Annotated in this window: 12 protein-coding genes; 7 read left to right on the top strand and 5 right to left on the bottom strand. The window is 56.9% G+C overall.

Annotation, left to right across the window (positions count from 1 at the left end; all coding sequences use genetic code 11):
• Positions 1-11: 11 nt before the first annotated feature.
• Positions 12-785, bottom strand: coding sequence for a peroxide stress protein YaaA (gene yaaA / locus FHR87_RS11990; RefSeq protein ID WP_183166962.1), 774 nt, complete (start codon positions 783-785; stop codon positions 12-14).
• 504 nt (positions 786-1289) lie between these two features.
• Between yaaA and FHR87_RS11985 the strand changes: the two genes are divergently transcribed.
• Complete coding sequence (locus tag FHR87_RS11985; RefSeq protein ID WP_183166961.1) at positions 1290-2672, top strand: PhoH family protein; 1383 nt, start codon at positions 1290-1292, stop codon at positions 2670-2672.
• Between the two features lie 180 nt (positions 2673-2852).
• Here FHR87_RS11985 and rhlB read toward each other — a convergent pair whose 3' ends face one another.
• On the bottom strand, positions 2853-4316 hold the full coding sequence (rhlB, locus tag FHR87_RS11980; RefSeq protein ID WP_221189826.1) for an ATP-dependent RNA helicase RhlB: 1464 nt from the start codon (positions 4314-4316) through the stop codon (positions 2853-2855).
• 38 nt (positions 4317-4354) lie between these two features.
• Positions 4355-5032: an alpha/beta hydrolase gene (locus FHR87_RS11975; RefSeq protein ID WP_183166960.1), complete on the bottom strand. Its 678-nt coding sequence runs from the start codon at positions 5030-5032 to the stop codon at positions 4355-4357.
• Between the two features lie 317 nt (positions 5033-5349).
• On the opposite strand from FHR87_RS11975, the gene purL reads away from it, so the two are divergent.
• Both purL and FHR87_RS11965 read left to right on the top strand, forming a co-directional pair.
• Positions 5350-9246, top strand: coding sequence for a phosphoribosylformylglycinamidine synthase (gene purL / locus FHR87_RS11970; RefSeq protein WP_183167038.1), 3897 nt, complete (start codon positions 5350-5352; stop codon positions 9244-9246).
• 76 nt (positions 9247-9322) lie between these two features.
• Positions 9323-9640 carry a YqfO family protein gene (locus tag FHR87_RS11965; RefSeq protein WP_183166959.1) on the top strand — a complete coding sequence of 106 codons (318 nt, stop codon included), beginning with the start codon at positions 9323-9325 and terminating at the stop codon, positions 9638-9640.
• 39 nt (positions 9641-9679) lie between these two features.
• Here FHR87_RS11965 and FHR87_RS11960 read toward each other — a convergent pair whose 3' ends face one another.
• A complete protein-coding gene (locus FHR87_RS11960) occupies positions 9680-10189 on the bottom strand; it encodes an outer membrane protein assembly factor BamE (RefSeq protein ID WP_183166958.1) in 510 nt (169 codons plus the stop codon).
• A 94-nt stretch (positions 10190-10283) separates the two neighbouring features.
• Between FHR87_RS11960 and fur the strand changes: the two genes are divergently transcribed.
• Positions 10284-10691: a ferric iron uptake transcriptional regulator gene (gene fur, locus FHR87_RS11955; protein WP_183166957.1), complete on the top strand. Its 408-nt coding sequence runs from the start codon at positions 10284-10286 to the stop codon at positions 10689-10691.
• A 21-nt stretch (positions 10692-10712) separates the two neighbouring features.
• Here fur and recN read toward each other — a convergent pair whose 3' ends face one another.
• Complete coding sequence (gene recN / locus FHR87_RS11950; RefSeq protein WP_183166956.1) at positions 10713-12386, bottom strand: DNA repair protein RecN; 1674 nt, start codon at positions 12384-12386, stop codon at positions 10713-10715.
• 219 nt (positions 12387-12605) lie between these two features.
• Between recN and grpE the strand changes: the two genes are divergently transcribed.
• The 3 genes from grpE (at position 12606) to dnaJ (ending at position 16444) form a co-directional block, all read left to right on the top strand.
• On the top strand, positions 12606-13175 hold the full coding sequence (gene grpE / locus FHR87_RS11945) for a nucleotide exchange factor GrpE (protein ID WP_183166955.1): 570 nt from the start codon (positions 12606-12608) through the stop codon (positions 13173-13175).
• 97 nt (positions 13176-13272) lie between these two features.
• Positions 13273-15195, top strand: coding sequence for a molecular chaperone DnaK (gene dnaK / locus FHR87_RS11940; protein ID WP_183166954.1), 1923 nt, complete (start codon positions 13273-13275; stop codon positions 15193-15195).
• 118 nt (positions 15196-15313) lie between these two features.
• On the top strand, positions 15314-16444 hold the full coding sequence (gene dnaJ, locus FHR87_RS11935; protein WP_183166953.1) for a molecular chaperone DnaJ: 1131 nt from the start codon (positions 15314-15316) through the stop codon (positions 16442-16444).
• Positions 16445-16461: the final 17 nt, after the last annotated feature.

Genomic DNA, 16461 nt, shown 5'->3' with positions numbered 1-16461 from the left:
TGTTGCGAGCCTCAGGGGTGATCACGCAGGAAAACCAGTCGATTCGTTGCCGAATGGCTTTCACTGTAACGGTAACCGCCGTAATCGAAAAACTTGAGCCGCTCCGGGTCGCGCAGACGCTCCTGGATGACATAGCGGACCATCAGGCCGCGTGCTTTCTTGGCATGAAAACTGATGATTTTGTACTGGCCGTTCTTCAGATCGCGAAATTCGGTATCGATGATGCGTCCTGCAAGAGCCTGACGCTTGACTGCGTTGAAGTATTCGTTCGAGGCGAGATTGAGAAGTATATCGTCGCCTTGCTTTTCCAATGCGGCATTGAGCCAGTCGCTAATGCGATCACCCCAGAATGCATAAAGATCCTTGCCACGTGAATTGCCAAGTTTGGTCCCCATTTCCAGCCGATAGGGCTGCATCAGATCCAGTGGCCGCAGTACGCCATACAAGCCGGAAAGTATACGCAGGTGTTTTTGCGCAAACTCGAAATCGTCGTCCTGAAAGTCCTCTGCATTGATACCTGTATAGACATCGCCCTTGAAGGCGAGTAGAGCCTGCTTGGCGTTTTCCGGTGTGAATGCCGGAGTCCAGCTGCCATAGCGAGCTATATTGAGTGCCGTCAGCTTATCTGATAGATGCATCAGTTCACCCAACTGTAGCGGATCGAGTTTACGCAACTGCTCGGCCAGCTCTTGAGCATGATCGAGGTATTGCGGCTGCGTATAGGTTTGGATTACCGGCAGAGTTTGGTAATCCAGGGTCTTGGCGGGCGAAATCACCATCAGCATGAATATGTCTCCCTTAAGGTTGGGGCGATTCTATTCTTCAGCCGAAGGCTGGCTCCAGTTGCATGCTGTCCGTGTGATGTATTCGATAGTCGTTGAAGCTGATAGCTTGGTAGATGCGCGAAGCGCCGATGATCGTTTACGGCCCGTCCCTTTGGGTTGCGGCTGAAAACGCAATCGGGGTGGCAATTGATGACACGCCCTAGTGTCTGAGGTGAGAATGAAATCGGCTCCGGTTTTGGACAGGCGCGCTGTAAATGTCCAAAACTGAACCGAAGGATGCGACGCTTCGCTTTATCTGCGCCGCCATCTGGCGGAAATAGTGCATCTGTCATATTTTTTACTGTATTACAGAAACAGACCGCCGAACCCTGCAACACAGGTGGCGGCCTCGGGAAGCTCCGAACCCCCTGGCATCCCAGTCCGCTCACCTGCCTGCATGGCGGCTTTCCACACTGGAAGCGTCTGTCGTCTCCAGTGTCCGGCCATAGCAAAAGGTGATCGCGTATGGATGACTACGGCAGCACCCAGCCCACTCTTTATGTTCTGGATACCAACGTCCTGATTCACGATCCCAACGCATTGCTGAATTTTCAGGAGCATCACGTCGCTATCCCCATGACCGTACTGGAGGAACTGGACAAACTCAAAAGCGGGAAGGTTAGCGTCGCAGCGGAATGCCGCCAGGCAATCCGGTTGATCGACAAGGTTCTTGGCGAAGCCACGCCCGAGCAGGTCGAGAAAGGGGTGCCAATTCAGCGCGAAACCGGTAATCCCTGCGGCTGGCTGTCCATCCTGATGAGTAAGCGCGCCGAGCCGGTAACCTGGTTGCCCGATGATTCGAACGATAACAAGATCATCAATCAGCTGGTCGAGCTGAAAAGCCTGCGGGGTGGTGATGCGGTTGTGCTGGTCACCAAGGACATCAACATGCGGCTCAAGGCCAGGGCTTGTGGGATCGCCTCGGAGGATTACCATACCGATCAGTTGGTCGATGACGTCGGCCTGTTGTCCCGTGGCTATCACAACCTGAGCGGTTCCTTTTGGGATCGTGTCAGCAAGGTGGAAACGCGCCAGTCCCAGGGGCGGACCTGGCACCGAGTTCAGCTCACCGACAACCTGCCATCATTGCATATCAACGAGTTCATCCTGGACGAGCAGAATTTCGTCGGTTGGATCAAGGGTGTGCGTAGCGACGAATTGTTGATTTTGGATATGCATCAAGAACCGCTGATGCATCAGGAGGCCTGGGGACTCAATCCACGCGATATCTACCAGGCGCTGGCTTTGTTTGCATTGCTCGACCCGGAGATTCATCTGGTGAATCTGTCCGGTGCGGCTGGTTCGGGCAAGACTATCCTGGCGTTGGCGGCTGCCATCGAACAGACCATGGTCAACAAGCGTTATCGACGTATCATCGCCACCCGTAGCGTTCAGGGGCTGGACGAGGATATCGGGTTTTTGCCGGGAACCGAGGCAGAGAAGATGGAGCCCTGGCTCGGAGCGATCACCGACAATCTGGAAGCTTTGCATATGGATGATGAAAACACCCATGGCAGTGTCGATTACATCCTGCAGAAGGTTCCCTTGCAGTTCAAATCGCTGAATTACATCCGTGGTCGCAGCTTCCAGCAGAGCCTGATTCTGATCGATGAATGCCAGAACCTGACGCCCCATCAGATGAAGACCATCATCACCCGTGCTGGTAGCGGCTCCAAGGTCGTCTGTCTGGGCAACCTGGCGCAGATCGATACACCTTATCTTTCCGCGACCAGTTCGGGGCTGACTTACCTGACCGAACGTTTCAAGAATTTTCCCTATGGTGTCCATGTCACCTTGCAGGGCGTACCGCGCTCGGTGCTGGCCGAGTATGCGGAGGCGAATATGTAGCGCAAACCGAAACCCGCAAGCCCGGGCGGCAAGGGTAATTACAGGGCGATTCGGGATTGCCTGCTATTGAACCAGGTAATTGGAATGGAGATTTTCACATGTGGCCGGGGTCGAAGAGGATACCTGGCTTTGTGTGGAGAGCCTTGGGCGATTCCGGATGTGTGTCGGCAGGGGTAACGTTCAAGTGTTGCGCGATACCGGCACAAGCAGCTCGGCTGGTGGCATTTCGCAGGCAATCTTGCGGCCCAGCAGCCGTTCGATGGCGGGGAGGGCGAAGGCATCGTCCTCTCCGGCGAAGCTGATGGACGTTCCGCTGCTGCCAGCCCGACCGGTACGGCCGATGCGATGAACGTAGTCGTCCGGGGTTTCGGGCAAGGTGTAGTTGATGACATGGCTGATGCCATCCACATGAATGCCTCGCCCGGCCACATCGGTCGCGACCAACACGCGTATTTTGCCTTCGCGAAACCCTTCGAGTACCCGAATGCGCTTGTGTTGGGGAACATCACCGGACATCTGGGCGGCACTGATGCCGTCCTTGCTCAGATGTTCCTCGATATAGCGCACTTCATCCTTGCGGTTGGCGAATACCATCACCCGGACCCAATCGTTACGGCTGACAAGGTTGTAGAGCAGTCTGTATTTATCACTGCTGGAAACCGCGTAGACATGTTGTTCGACGGTATCGCTGGCAACGTTTTCCGGCTCGATCTCGACAATGGCCGGCTCGACGGTCCATTGCCGGGCGAGATTCATGACATCTTCTGTGAACGTGGCTGAAAACAGTAGAGTCTGGCGTTCACCCTTGTGGGGGGTCTGGCGAATGATTTGGCGAACCTGGGGGATGAAACCCATGTCCAGCATGCGATCGGCTTCATCCAGCACCATCACTTCGACCATGTCCAGGTGGACTTCGCCGCGCTGGTGGAAGTCCAGTAGCCGGCCGGGCGTGGCGACCAGTATGTCGCAGAATTTCGATTCCAGCAGTCGAAGCTGCTTGTCGAAGTCCATGCCGCCGACGAAGCTCATTACATTGAGCTTGGTATAGCGGGTCAGTGTTTCGGCATCCTTGGCAATCTGTACCACCAGTTCACGCGTCGGTGCGATGATCAGTGCGCGAGGCTCGCCCATGTAGCGTTCTTCTGGAGTCGGCGTTTCCAGGAGCTGAGTGATGATGGAGATCAGGAAGGCGGCAGTCTTGCCCGTGCCGGTTTGGGCGCGGCCGATAGCGTCCTTGCCCTTGAGCGTGTGGCCAAGCACCTGTGCCTGGATCGGCGTGCAGTAGGTGAAACCCTGGTCGTGGATCGCGTGCATCAGCTCGGGAGCGAGCTTGAAGTCATGAAAGCGGGTCTTGCCTGCCATGGATTCGACTTGGAAATCCTGGAGTTTCCAGGCTGGCTCGACAGGTTTTGGCGATAGGGGCGGCTTGGGTTTTTTCTTGGCCCGCCGCGGCTGGAAGTTCTTTGTTCGTACGAGATGATCGTCATGCCGATCTTCTTCGGTTTCCGGGGTGCCGGATGAGGCCGCGCCGTCTGGGGCTGGCTGTGTGAGGGGGGCTTTACCGAAGATTTTCTTGAGTGCCTTGAGCACGGTTTTCTCGTTGTCGTCAAGTGGGTAGTCGCTCGCAGTGTAAAGCAAGATCATGGCGCAGCGAAGGCGAAGTAGCCGTACTGCGCGAAATGCTACTCGGGACGTGGCGACAAGAAGCCGAGATGTACCTTGAGCCAGTCGGCGATATCACGGATTTCTTCGGGAACGACCTCATGACGCATCGGGTAGTCCATCCACTGAGCCGGAACATCGCTGGCAAGCAGGCAATTGTAGGCGGTGCGCCCCATTTCCACGGAGACTACGTCATCGTCGCGGCCGTGCAGGCACAGTACCGGATAACGTTTCGCCTGTGCGGACAGTTCCAGTCGTTCAGGGAAGGTCGGCGCGTATGTGGAAAGTGCCAAAATGCCACCAAGGGGGCCGTTCCAGCGCAGGAACGCCGTGTGCAGCACTACCGCACCGCCTTGAGAGAAGCCTGCCAGGAAGATGCGCTCTGCAGTGATCCCGCAAGCGCGCTGGCTTTCGATCAGCTCGATGACTCGCTGCGCCGACTGCTCCAGTTGTTCTTCGTTGATGGCTCGTGCCGGAGATAGCGCGATGATGTCGTACCAGCTCGGCATGGGCCAGCCACCATTGATACTGACTGGTTGGGTCGGTGCCTGCGGCAGAATGAAACGGGTATTGGGCAGTCCTTTTTGCAGCATCTGGGCTACCGGCTGGAAATCATAGCGGTCGGCACCCAGGCCATGCAGCCAGATGACACAGGAATCAGCATCGTGGTTAGGTTCGACCAACAGGGCATCTGCCATGGTTGTGGTTCCTGATCGAGGGCGAAACGGATAACGGCGTCTCGCCGGAAAGTCGAGTTCGGTGAGAGTAACGTTTTATGGCGATCAATGGATAGAACGATTGCATAGCCTCTTTGAGGCTGCAAAAGTGGTCATGTCCGGCCAATTTAATGAAAGAGGTCGCCTGATAAGCCGGGTTTCCACTGGCACAATTCGAATCGAGAGGCGTGCGAGCAGGCCGGGCGATTACGGCGGTAAATGCGGGTAGGATGTTCACTCGAATGCTTTACGCTAAAATGCTCGCCCTTTCGCATCCCATCCCAGAGGCTGTTCCGACGATGCTGATCCTGCGCGGTGCTCCCGCTCTTTCCTCCTTCCGTCACGCCAGGCTGCTGGGTCAGCTGAACCAGAAGATTCCTGCCGTCACCGGGCTATATGCCGAGTTCGCGCATTTCGCCGAGGTGTCCGCCGTGCTCGGCAAGGCCGAACAGCAGGTGCTGGATCGTCTGCTCGAATACGGCCCCAGCGTACCGGTCGAAGAGCCTGCCGGTCGACTGTTTCTGGTGGTTCCGCGGTTCGGCACGATTTCGCCATGGTCGAGCAAGGCCAGCGATATTGCCCGCAATTGTGGCCTGGGTAAGATTCGTCGTCTGGAACGAGGCGTTGCCTATTACATTCAAGGTGAGCTTGCCGATGGCGATGCTTCGCTAGTGGCTGCTGTCCTGCATGATCGCATGACTCAGTTGGTGCTGGAGCGCTTCGAAGAGGCCGCAGCGCTGTTCAGCCATGCTCAGCCCAGGGCGCTTACCGCAGTGGATGTACTGGGTGGCGGGCGGGCGGCGCTGGCCGAAGCCAACCGTGAGCTGGGCCTGGCGCTTGCCGAGGATGAAATCGACTATCTGGTGAAGAGCTTTAGCGACCTGGGCCGCAATCCGCACGATATCGAGTTGATGATGTTCGCCCAGGCCAACTCCGAGCATTGTCGGCACAAGATTTTCAATGCCAGTTGGGATATCGACGGACAGGCACAGAGCAAATCCCTGTTTGGCATGATCAAGAACACCTACGAGATGAATTCCGAAGGTGTGCTGTCCGCCTACAAAGACAACGCAGCAGTGATGACTGGCTTCACGGCCGGGCGCTTCTATCCGCAGCCCGATAGCGGTGAATATGCAGCTACCCAGGAGCCGGTGCATATCCTGATGAAGGTCGAGACGCACAACCATCCGACGGCCATCGCACCGTTCCCCGGCGCCGCTACCGGTTCCGGCGGCGAGATTCGCGATGAGGGCGCGACCGGACGTGGCGCCAAGCCCAAGGCCGGATTGACGGGTTTTACCGTTTCCAATCTGCGCATTCCCGGTTTCGAACAACCCTGGGAAAAGCCTTATGGCAAGCCCGAGCGTATCGTCAGTGCGCTGGATATCATGCTTGATGGCCCGCTGGGCGGTGCGGCATTCAACAACGAGTTCGGCCGTCCGGCACTGACCGGCTATTTCCGTACCTTCGAGCAGGCGATCGCAACGCCGCGAGGGGCCGAGGTGCGTGGCTATCACAAGCCGATCATGCTCGCCGGCGGCCTGGGTAACATTCGTGCCGAGCACGTCCAGAAGGGCGAGATTTCCGTCGGAGCCAAGCTCATCGTGCTGGGTGGCCCGGCGATGTTGATTGGCCTGGGCGGTGGCGCTGCATCCTCGATGACTACCGGAAGCAGCTCGGCCGATCTGGATTTTGCTTCCGTTCAGCGCGACAACCCGGAAATGGAGCGCCGTTGCCAGGAGGTCATCGACCGCTGCTGGCAGTTGGGCGAAGCCAACCCGATCAAGTTCATCCATGATGTGGGTGCCGGTGGCTTGTCGAATGCTTTTCCCGAGCTGATCAATGATGGTGGCCGCGGCGGTCGTTTCGAGCTGCGTAACGTACCTAACGACGAGCCGGGAATGAGTCCCCTGGAAATCTGGTGCAACGAATCCCAGGAACGCTATGTCCTGGCTGTCGATACCACCGATTTCGAACGCTTCGCGGCCATTTGCGAGCGTGAGCGTTGCCCCTTCGCCGTGGTTGGCGAAGCCACCGAAGCGCGCCACCTGAGCGTCGCCGACCAGCATTTTGACAATGCGCCAGTGGATATGCCCCTTGACGTCCTGCTGGGTAAACCACCGCGCATGCATCGCACGGTCGCCCGTGAAGCGGCGCTGGGCGATGCGTTCGATGCTGCCGGGCTCGATCTGCAGGAGGCTGTGTCACGCGTATTGCACCATCCGGCTGTAGCCAGCAAGAGTTTCCTGATCACCATCGGTGATCGCAGCATCACTGGTCTGGTTGCCCGCGACCAGATGGTCGGGCCCTGGCAAGTACCTGTGGCCGATTGCGCCGTGACAGTCACCAGCTTTGACAGCTACACCGGCGAAGCCATGGCAATCGGCGAGCGCACACCGCTGGCGTTGCTGGACGCACCAGCTTCCGGGCGCATGGCCATCGGGGAAACTGTCACCAACCTGGCTGCTGCCTGCATCGGCAAGCTTTCCGACATCAGGTTATCCGCCAACTGGATGGCTGCCGCCGGGCATCCCGGAGAGGATGCCCGGTTGTATGAAACGGTGAAGGCAGTGGGCATGGAATTGTGCCCGGCGCTGGGTATCACCATTCCAGTCGGCAAGGATTCGATGTCCATGAAGACTCGCTGGGAGGATGGCGTCGAAGACAAGAGCGTTACTGCACCGTTGTCACTGATCGTTTCCGGCTTTGCTCCTGTTCAGGATGTACGCCGTACCCGAACGCCGCAATTGCGCCTGGATCAGGGAGAAACAAATCTGCTTCTGGTCGATCTGGGGCGTGGCCAGAACCGCCTGGGCGGTTCCATCCTGGCCCAGGTTTACGGGCAGATCGGCCGTATCGGCCCGGATGTGGATAAGCCTGAGGAGCTCAAAGCGTTCTTTGACGTAATGCAGTCGCTGAATGCCGATAACCTGCTGCTGGCTTATCACGACCGCTCTGATGGCGGCTTGCTGACCACTGTCCTGGAAATGGCATTTGCTGGCCATTGCGGCCTGGAGCTGAACCTGGATGAGTTGGCTGTGGGGCAGGACGCACTGGCTCAAGTGCTGTTCTGCGAAGAGCTGGGGGCCGTGATCCAGGCCAAGCAGGAACATCTCGCACAAATCCTGGCCGGATTCGAGTCCGCTGGGCTGGCCGATTGCGTCACACTGATTGGCAAGCCGCTCGAGTCCGACAAGATAACCATCAATCTGGCCGGGAAGGCGGTTTTTACCGGTCGGCGTAGCCAGTTGATGTCGCAATGGAGCGAAACCAGTTATCGGATCCAGCGTTTGCGTGATAACGCCGACTGCGCCGATCAGGAGTTTGCCGATTTGCAGGACGAGAGTAATCCCGGTCTACATGCGCGTCCGCTCTTCGATGTGAATGAGGATGTTGCCGCACCTTATCTTCGGCTGGGCGTACGTCCCAAAATCGCGATCCTGCGCGAACAGGGCGTCAATGGTCAGGTGGAAATGGCTGCTGCCTTTGACCGTGCCGGCTTCTCTGCGATTGATGTGCACATGAGCGATATCCTGGCCGGTCGCATCGACCTCTCGCTGTTCAAGGGGCTAGTGGCTTGTGGTGGTTTTTCCTACGGCGATGTGCTGGGGGCGGGTGAGGGCTGGGCGAAATCCATTCTTTTCAACAGTCGTGCCCGCGAGGCTTTCGGCACCTTTTTCGACCGCAAGGACAGCTTTGCGCTTGGTGTCTGCAATGGTTGCCAGATGCTTTCCAATTTGCATGAGCTGATTCCCGGCAGCGAACTCTGGCCGCATTTCGTGCGCAACCGCTCCGAACAGTTCGAGGCGCGCGTGGCCATGGTACAAGTGCAGGATTCCCCGTCAATTCTCTTGCAGGGTATGGCTGGCTCACGTATGCCGATTGCCATCGCCCACGGCGAAGGTCATGCGGAATTTGCCAGTGAGGATGCTCTGTTGGAGACCGATCTGTCGGGTAGCGTTGCGCTGCGCTTCGTGGATAACCATGGTCAGGTTACCGAGCGTTATCCTGCCAATCCCAATGGCTCGCCACGTGGTATTACCGGCCTGACCACACGTGATGGCCGGGTGACCATCATGATGCCGCATCCGGAACGGGTTTTCCGTGCGATCCAGAATTCCTGGTACCCGGATGAGTGGCAAGAGGATGGTGCCTGGATGCGCATGTTCCGCAATGCGCGGGTTTGGGTGGGGTAGTAGAGCAGCGGGCTGCTGGTGGCAGGCAAATGCGAAAGCTAAGCTTGAGAAAGCCGCCGCCAGACAGACCCGAAATATGTACAAACTGTGTTTTTATGTGCCGGATTCCCATCTTGAGGCCGTCAAGACCGCTGTCTTTGTAGCAGGTGGCGGTCATATCGGAAACTACGACAGTTGTTGCTGGCAAGTGCTGGGACAGGGACAGTTTCGCCCCCTGGAAGGTAGCCAACCCTATCTTGGCCGCAGCGGAAGAATCGAAGTTGTAGCCGAATGGCGGGTCGAGTTGGTGGTGGCCGATGATCGGATTAACGAATGCCTCGCAGCGCTGAAGGATGCTCATCCCTATGAAACGCCAGCCTTCGATGTATGGCGGCTGGCGGATCTTGGTGATTGACGATATGGGTGCGCTGCAAGCCTGAACAAGACGCTACAGCTACAGGGCTTCGGGAACTGGAACTGGAGCAGGTTCCACTTCGTCGATTTCCTTTTGCAGTTGTTCAAGCAATGAGCCTGGTTCTGGGGCCGTTTCCGGCTCTTCCCCTTCTCCTGGTGTGACGATAGTGGTGCTCTGGCCGGTACCCAGAATTTCCTGGTCTCGACTGACACCCGGCATGAAGTCGCCTGTCAGGCCAACCAATTGTTGATTGGCGTTGTCGAACATTAAGCTGATACGCTCTTGGCGACGCCGGCTGCCGCCAGCTTGGAAACTATAGAGATAGTCCCAGCGATTCGGGTGAAAGGTATCCATGATCAACGGGCTGCCCATGATAAACCGCACTTGTCTGGGGGTCATTCCTGGGCGCAACTGGTCTATCATATCCTGCGTGACAACATTGCCTTGCTGGATATCTATCTTGTAGACGCCTGGTATGGAGCAGCCGGTGGCGAATACCGCCAGGCTCGATAAAATGAGACTGGCCAGCAAAAGCTTGGGATTTTGCATCGGTGGGTGACTTCCACTATCTTGGCTGGGCAAACGATTCCCGGATCATACCGCATCATGGAGGCTGCGAAACAGCAGCTACGAGATACCCACAATGGTTGAGAACAACGAGTTACGCAAAGTAGGCCTGAAAGTGACCTTGCCGAGAATCAAGATCCTGCAGATGCTGGATTCGGCAGGCCATCGGCATATGAGCGCCGAGGATGTCTACAAGGCACTAATGGATGCCGGCGAAGACGTCGGACTGGCTACGGTCTACCGGGTTCTGACCCAGTTCGAGGCAGCAGGTCTGGTGGTCCGGCACAATTTCGACAGTGGCCACGCTGTGTTCGAGCTGGCCGATAACGGCCACCACGATCATATGGTTTGTATTGATACTGGCGAGGTTATCGAGTTTTTCGATCAGGAAATCGAACAACTGCAACGGGAAATCGCCAAGCGGCATGGTTTCGAGCTGCTTGAGCATAATCTGGTGCTTTATGTTCGCAAGAAGAAGCCTTGAACCAGCTACTTCTGGCGCGGATCATGCCTGAGCTGCAGATACCATCTGTCGTGCATGTGCCAGCGATTGTTCGGTCAGGTCGATCCCGCCCAGCATCCGGGCGATTTCCTCGATGCGCCGCGCTTCTGCAAGTTGAGTAACCGTTGTATGGGTGTTGTCGTTTGCGCGTGCCTTGTGCACAAGCAGATGATGATGTCCCTGGGCGGCAACCTGTGGCAGATGGGTAACGGTCAGAACCTGTCCGTGATTGCCTAGCCGGCGTAGCAGTTGGCCAACGATTTCGGCGGTGGGGCCGCCAATTCCGACGTCCACTTCGTCGAAAACCAGAGTCGGTGTTCTCGATGTCTGCGCGGCGATCACCTGAATCGCCAGGCTTATCCGGGATAGTTCGCCTCCCGATACAACCTTGGCCAGGGGGCGCAATGGCTGGCCTGGGTTGGCACTGACCAGAAATTCCACGTGTTCCCGGCCTGCCGGATGCGGCTCTTCGCTCTCGAGGGGCTTCAATGCCACGCTGAAGCGACCGCCAGGCATGCCTAGCCTCCTGATTTCCGCTTCTACCGCTTTGGCCAGTCGCTTGGCTGTTGTGTGGCGTGATCTGCTGAGCTCACTGGCTTTTTGCATATAGTGTCGCGCATAGGCAGTCAACTCCTCACCCAGCTGTTCTACAGCCTCGTCGTCTGCGGCAAGGCTTTCCAGTTCTTCGAGCAGCCGTTGTTGTAGTGCAAGCAATTCCGCAGGTTGCACTCGATGCTTGCGGGCAAGGCTGTAGATATTGTCCAGTCGCTCTTCCAGATACTGCAGGCGAGTTGGGTCGGCGTCGAAATGATCGGTGAAGCGATTCAGTTCGCCGATGGCTTCTTCGACTTGAATCTGAGCGCTGGACAGCAGGGTAATGGCTTCTTCCAGTGCGCGCGGCCGATGCTGGGAGCCGGTCAGGCGTTGCAGGCTTGCTGTGAGGATAGACAGGACATTGCCGGCATCGCTTTCGCTGCACATGTCGATGACCTGGCGGCAGGCACCAAGAAGCTGGCCAGCATTGGAAAGCTGGCGATGTTCCTGTTCCAATTGTTCCAGTTCTTCTTCGCCAAGGGCGAGATTTTCCAATTCTTCGAGCTGATAACTGATCAACTGATGGCGGGCATGCTGTGCTTCGCTGCTGTTGCTCACTCGTTCCAGCGACTGGCGAGTTTGACGCCAGCGCTGTGCTGCCAATTGCACCTGCCTGGCCAGTTCCTGCTTGCCGCCATGTTCATCGAGCAGGCGTCGGTGAGTATCGGGCTTGAGCAGCGATTGGTGTTCGTGCTGGCTGTGGATATCGATCAACAGGCTGCCCAGTGCCTTGAGATCGTTTTGCGAACAGGTCGTGCCATTGATGTAGGCACGTGAACGTCCTTCGGCCGTAATGACGCGCCGCAAAATGCAGGAGCCGTCACTCTCCATATCCCGTTCGGCGAGCCACTGGCGAGCATCCGGGATGTCTTGCAAGTCAAAGCTGGCCAGAATATCGGCCTTGTCTGTCCCGGGTCTGACTACCGCACTGTCGGCTCGATCTCCCAAGGCGAGGCCGAGGGCATCGAGCATGATGGATTTGCCTGCCCCCGTTTCTCCGGTGATCACGCTCATGCCTTGCAGTAATTCGAGGTCGAGATGTTCGACGATGGCGTAGTTATGAATGGATAGATGAACCAGCATGGTCAGGCTCCCATCATTCTTTTTGGCTGTTTATTCATACAGTATAGATTTTTTTTGCTGGAAGCCACTTATTGACTGCCGGCTATTTCTGGGTGGCAGTGCCGCGCTTTTCGCGCTTGCGTAAATCGAGATGCTTTCCCCTTGAAGCTTGCGTTCGCAACCCCATATTGGGCGACAAGCCGTGGTTTCAGCCCACCGAGAATTGAATAGGAGGAAGGTATGGCCGACGAGCAGAATGGAGATAATCAGAATCTTGACACCGAGGAGAAGGTAACACCGGAAGCTGGCGAGGATCTCGCGGCCCGAGTGCAGTCCCTCGAAGAACAACTGGCTGCTGCCCAGGATCAATCTCTGCGCGCGGTTGCCGAGTTGCAGAATATTCGTCGCCGGGCCGAGCAGGATGTGGAAAAGGCGCACAAGTTTGCGTTGGAAAGGTTTTCTGGCGATCTACTCAGCGTAGTTGACAGCCTGGAACGGGGGCTCGAATTATCCAGCCCGGACGATGAGGCGATCAAGCCGATGCGTGAAGGTGTGGAGCTTACGCTGAAACTGTTCCTTGATACCCTGGCCCGCTATCAGTTGGTGGCTTTGGATCCGGTGGGTGAACCCTTCGATCCCGAGCATCACCAGGCGATGGCCATGGAGGAAAGTGCTCAGGTCGAGCCGAATAGCGTGTTGCGGGTTTTCCAGAAGGGCTATCTGCTCAATGGTCGTCTACTGCGCCCGGCCATGGTTGTGGTCAGCAAGGCACCGGCACAAGCCCAGCCTTCCATCAACGAGAAAGCTTGAAATCGGACGCTGCACCCCCATCTGAGAGTCAAGCGTTTTCATGTTATCCGAGCCTGGCAAGCAGGTTCGGTCCAGACAAGGTTTCGGAGAGAAATAAATGGGTAAGATCATCGGTATCGACCTGGGCACCACCAACTCTTGTGTGGCTATCCTGGAAAATGGCAACGTCAAGGTTATCGAGAACGCGGAAGGTACGCGTACCACGCCATCGATCATCGCTTATACCAATGACAACGAGATATTGGTCGGCCAGTCGGCCAAACGCCAGGCGGTAACCAACCCGCAGAACACGCTGTACGCCGTCAAGCGTTTGATCGGTCGCCGTTTTGAAGAAGATGTCGTCCAGAAAGATATCAAGTTGGTGCCCTATACCATTGCCAAGGCTGATAACGGTGATGCTTGGGTGGAAGTGAAGGGGCAGAAGATGGCCCCGCCACAGATTTCCGCCGAAGTGCTGAAAAAAATGAAGAAGACTGCCGAAGATTATCTCGGCGAAACCGTCACCGAGGCGGTGATCACCGTACCGGCGTACTTCAACGACAGCCAGCGTCAGGCTACCAAGGACGCAGGTCGTATCGCTGGCCTGGATGTCAAGCGGATCATCAACGAGCCAACCGCAGCCGCTCTGGCCTATGGTATGGATAAGGCCAAGGGCGACCACACCATCATCGTTTATGACCTGGGTGGTGGCACCTTCGATGTGTCGGTCATCGAAATCGCCGAAGTGGATGGCGAGCACCAGTTCGAGGTGTTGGCTACCAACGGCGATACTTTCTTGGGTGGCGAGGACTTCGATATTCGTCTCATCGACTACCTGGCAGACGAGTTCAAGAAGGAAAGCGGCATCAACCTCAAGGGTGATCCGCTGGCCATGCAGCGCCTGAAAGAAGCTGCCGAGAAGGCCAAGATCGAGCTGTCTTCCAGCCAGCAGACCGATGTCAATCTGCCCTATATCACTGCAGATGCCTCCGGTCCCAAGCATTTGAACGTGAAGATTTCCCGCGCCAAGCTGGAATCGCTGGTCGAGGATCTGGTCGAGCGGACCATCGAGCCTTGCCGCGTTGCGCTCAAGGATGCCGGGATCGATGTGGCCAAGATCGACGATGTCATCCTGGTCGGTGGCCAGACCCGTATGCCTCTGGTACAGAAGCGTGTGGCCGATTTCTTCGGCAAGGAAGCACGCAAGGATGTCAACCCTGATGAGGCAGTAGCTATTGGTGCTGCCATTCAAGGTGCGGTTCTGGCTGGTGACGTCAAGGATGTTCTGCTGCTTGACGTATCGCCACTGACTCTGGGTATTGAAACACTTGGCGGCGTGATGACTCCGCTGATCGAAAAGAACACCACTATCCCGACCAAAAAGTCGCAGGTGTTCTCGACGGCAGACGACAATCAGAATGCCGTGACCATTCATGTACTGCAAGGCGAGCGCAAGCAGGCTGGACAGAACAAGTCACTGGGCCGCTTCGATCTGGCCGATATTCCTCCTGCGCCGCGTGGCGTACCGCAGATCGAGGTGACTTTCGATATCGACGCCAATGGTATCCTGCATGTTTCTGCCAAGGACAAGGCTACCGGTAAGCAGCAGTCCATCGTCATCAAGGCCAATTCCGGCCTTTCCGAGGATGAGATCCAGCAAATGGTGCGCGATGCCGAGGCCAATGCCGAGGAAGATCGCAAGTTCGAAGAACTGGTTTCTGCGCGTAACCAGGGTGATCAATTGGTACATGCCAGTCGCAAGATGCTGACCGAAGCGGGTGACAAGACGACGGCTGAAGAAAAAACGGCTATCGAGAAGGCGATAGGAGAATTGGAGCTGGCCGTCAAGGGGGACGACAAGGCTGCCATTGATGCCAAAATGGCTGCCTTGTCCCAGGCAACCACACCGCTGGCTCAGAAAATGTACGCTGAGCAGCCACAAGCTGATGGCGAGGCCCAAGGTGCGGCTGGTGGTTCGCAGAAAGGAACGGCCGACGATGTCGTCGATGCCGAGTTCGAAGAGGTCAAGGACAACAAGTAAGCTTGCCGGCTTGCTTCTGCTCCGGTCCGCCATAACCTATGGCGGATCTCACCGTTGCGCGGGAGCTTGCTCCCGCGTCGGTGTGTCTGGAGGGCACCAATGAGGATTCTGGAAATCTATGGCCAAGCGTGATTATTACGAGGTGCTGGGTGTCGAGCGTGGCGCCAGTGAAGCGGATTTGAAAAAGGCCTACCGCCGCCTCGCCATGAAGTATCACCCGGACCGTAATCCGGACGATAAGGAGGCTGAGGAGAAATTCAAGGAAGCCAACGAGGCGTATGAAATTCTCTCCGATGCCAGCAAGCGTACGGCCTATGACCAATATGGTCATGCCGGCGTCGATCCGAGCATGGGGGCTGGAGCAGCCGGTGCCGGTTTTGGCGGCTCGAACTTCTCCGATATTTTCGGCGATGTCTTCAGTGATTTTTTTGGCGGTGCGCGCGGTAATGCCCGTGGTGGCGCTCAGCGTGGCAGTGATCTGCGCTATACCCTCGAACTGGATCTTGAGGAAGCTGTACGCGGCACTACGGTAACTATTCGGATACCGACACTGGTCGAATGCAAAACCTGTAGTGGATCGGGAGCCAAGAAGGGGAGCACTCCGGTTACCTGTACTACCTGCGGCGGTATCGGCCAGGTACGTATGCAGCAAGGCTTTTTCTCGGTACAGCAGACCTGTCCGCGTTGCCATGGTACAGGCAAGATGATCACCGATCCTTGTCCTTCTTGTCATGGTATGGGGCGTGTCGAGGAGCAGAAGACGCTATCGGTCAAAGTCCCACCGGGGGTCGATACTGGGGACCGTATTCGCCTGTCCGGCGAAGGTGAAGCAGGGAGCCTGGGTGGTCCGGCCGGTGATCTGTATGTGGTCGTCAACGTGCGTGAGCACCCGATTTTCCAACGGGATGGAAAAAACCTGTATTGCGATGTGCCGATCAGCTTTGTCGATGCGGCGTTGGGAGGGGAGTTGGAGGTGCCGACGCTGGATGGCCGGGTCAAACTCAAGATTCCTGACGGTACCCAGACCGGCAAGCTGTTTCGCCTGCGTGGCAAAGGGGTTGCGCCGGTACGTGGTGGTTCTCCTGGCGATCTCATGTGCCGGGTCATGGTAGAGACACCGGTCAACCTGAGTCGCCGCCAGCGGGAACTGTTGGAGGAATTTCGCAATACCTTGCAGAGTGACAGTTCACACTCGCCCAAGGCCAGTGGTTGGTTCGAAGGTGTTAAGCGCTTTTTCGAAGATTTGTAGTCATGGGTCAGGGGCGG

The organism is Azomonas macrocytogenes, assembly GCF_014191985.1.
Classification (GTDB): Bacteria; Pseudomonadota; Gammaproteobacteria; order Pseudomonadales; family Pseudomonadaceae; genus Azomonas; species Azomonas macrocytogenes.
This window is presented reverse-complemented; position numbering and strand designations above follow the sequence as displayed.